The organism is Fundidesulfovibrio sp., assembly GCF_058402725.1.
On sequence record NZ_JBZVFJ010000279.1, the window covers coordinates 1 to 2,517 of the forward strand.

The 2,517-nt window shown below is 68.1% G+C and carries 4 protein-coding genes; all 4 read left to right on the top strand.

Annotation, left to right across the window (positions count from 1 at the left end):
* Positions 1–857 (top strand): ParB/RepB/Spo0J family partition protein (locus tag ACV4UX_RS18660; protein WP_491594784.1); only part of this gene is annotated, 857 nt, incomplete at its 5' end.
* Positions 844–1,881: a bifunctional heptose 7-phosphate kinase/heptose 1-phosphate adenyltransferase gene (locus ACV4UX_RS18665; protein WP_491594785.1), complete on the top strand. Its 1,038-nt coding sequence runs from the start codon at positions 844–846 to the stop codon at positions 1,879–1,881. The genes ACV4UX_RS18660 and ACV4UX_RS18665, both read left to right, overlap by 14 nt.
* A 13-nt stretch (positions 1,882–1,894) precedes the next feature.
* Positions 1,895–2,212 carry an STAS domain-containing protein gene (locus tag ACV4UX_RS18670; RefSeq protein ID WP_491594786.1) on the top strand — a complete coding sequence of 106 codons (318 nt, stop codon included), beginning with the start codon at positions 1,895–1,897 and terminating at the stop codon, positions 2,210–2,212.
* A 6-nt stretch (positions 2,213–2,218) separates the two neighbouring features.
* Positions 2,219–2,517 (top strand): ABC transporter permease (locus ACV4UX_RS18675; protein WP_491594787.1); only part of this gene is annotated, 299 nt, incomplete at its 3' end.

Here is a 2,517-nt window from a genome sequence, read left to right on the forward strand (position 1 = left end):
GCATGGCGGTGGATCGGGAACATCCCGAGGTGATGCTCGTCAAGCTGGAGGACATCAGGCCCAACCCGCGCCAGCCTCGCTTCGAGTTCGACGAGGAATCCCTGCAGGACCTGGCCAGCTCCATCCGGGAGCAGGGCGTGCTCCAGCCCGTGCTCATCCGGCCTGCCCAATCCGGCGCGCACGGCTACGAACTCGTTGCGGGCGAACGCAGACTGCGGGCCAGCAAGATCGCTGGCAAGGAAACCATCCCGGCGCTCCTGCGCGAGGTCACCGACGAGCAGAGCCTCGCCCTGGCGCTCATCGAAAACCTTCAACGTGAGAACCTGAACGCGCTTGAAGAGGCCAAGGGCCTGGACCAATTGCTCAATTCCTTCGAGCTGAGCCAGGAGGCGCTGGCCCAGAAGGTGGGAAAAAGCCGCTCCGCCGTGGCCAACAGCCTGCGTCTGCTCCAGTTGCCCCTGCCCATCCAGGAGAGCCTCTCCAAGGACGGCATCACCGCCGGGCACGCCCGGGCGCTGCTGGCCATCACGGACGAAGCGCTGCGGGACCAGCTCTGGCGTCGCGTGCTCGACCGGGGACTCTCCGTGCGCGAGACCGAGGACCAGGCCGGCTACTGGCGCGTGCACGAGGCCCTGCCTGAGGATTCCGGCGCCCCGGCGAAGCCCAGGGCCGAACGGCGTCAGCGGACCAGGACCCCCGCCGGGCTCGCGGAACTGGGAGGCACGCTGCGCGACCGTTTTCGGGTCAACGTGAAGGTAGGCGGCGACGAGGCCAAGGGGCGCATCACCTTCGCCTACAACAGCGCCGAGGAGCTCAAAACCCTTCTGGACGCCTGGGGAGTGGATGACGCCCGCTGAGACCCTTTCCTCCGCCGGGCTGGCCGCCCTGGCGGGCAGGCTGCGCGGCGCGCGCGTGCTCGTGGTGGGCGACGTGATGCTCGACCACTATCTCGTGGGCGACGCCGCGCGCATCAGCCCCGAAGCCCCCGTGCCCGTGGTGCGCGTGGCGCGCGAACGCCGCGCCCTGGGCGGGGCGGGCAACGTGGCCCGAAACCTGGCGGCCCTGGACGCCTCGGTGACGCTCCTGGGCGTGACCGGAGAGGACGACCCTGGCCGCGCCGTGCACGATCTCATGGCCAGGGAGTCCCTGCCCGGGCTCATGATCGTGGAGAAGGGCCGCCTGACCACCATCAAGACGCGCATCCTGGCCGGCGGGCAGCAGATGCTGCGCGTGGACCGCGAGGAAACCGGAGAACTCAGGCCCGCGACCAGGGCCGCTCTGGTGGAGGCCGTCCGGCGAGAGTGCGCCAGCCACGATGTGGCGATCGTCTCCGACTACGGAAAAGGCGTGATCTGCCGCGAAATCATGGAAGCACTGGCCCAGGCGCGCGCGGAAAGGGGAGGGGGCCTGCGCGTGCTGGTGGACCCCAAGGTGGTCAACGCCGGGCTCTACGCGGGCGTGGACCTGCTCACGCCCAATGCCAAGGAGGCCGGGGAGCTGGGCGGCGTGGACGCCACTGGTCGCGAAGGCGTCATCCGTGCCGGGCTGGCCATTTTTCGCCGACTGCGCTGCCGCCAGCTGTGCATCACCCTGGGCGCGCAGGGCATGGCGGTGTTCGAGGCTCCGGGCAAGGTGCTCCGCGTGCCCACCGTAGCCCGCACGGTTTTCGACGTGACCGGCGCGGGCGACACCGTCATCGCGGTGCTGGCCATGGCCCTGGGGTCGGGGATCGGGCTGGCGCAGGCCTCGCTGCTGGCCAACTGCGCGGCGGGCGTGGTGGTGGGCCAGGTGGGCGCTGCGGTGACGAACCTGGAGGAGTTGGGCGGCGCGTTGGCCGCATCCCCTCCACCGGCCCTGGAACAGTGGCTGGATCTAGACTGAGAGGTGCGCCGGGATGTCCAACGAGAAGTCAACCGCCTGGGAAGCCCACGGCGATGAGCGTACGGCCAGGGCGCGCATCGTCGGGGACATCGATTTCACCAACTCGCAGGAAGTGCGCGACTGGCTGAAGGACTTTTGCGGCAAAACCCAGGGTGAATTGCTGCTCGACCTCAAAGACCTCGCCTATGTGGACAGCTCCGGACTGGCAGTGCTCATCGAAACGCGCAAGCTCCTGAAATCAAGGCAGCGAACCATCCGCATCGTGTCCGTATCTCCTCAGGTCCAGAAGCTCTTCTCCCTCACCCAGATCGGGGATCTGTTCGGCATCTGAGGGCCTGTGGGACACGAGCGCGATCAATTCTTCTGGCTGGTCAACCGACTTCTGGAGTGCCTGCGCAGCCCGTTCACCACCAAGAAATACATGCGCTGGCAGAACTGGCGTCATTTTGCGTGGGTGGGGGCCGATTCCCTGCCCATCGTCACGGTGATCGCGGCCTGCACCGGCATCATTCTGGCGCTGCAGGCCGCAGCGCAGCTGGAAAAGGTGGGCGCGCTCTCCTACGTGGCCAACCTTGTGGGCGTGACCATCGTGGCGGAACTCGGCCCGCTGCTCACGGCGCTCATCCTGTCGGGACG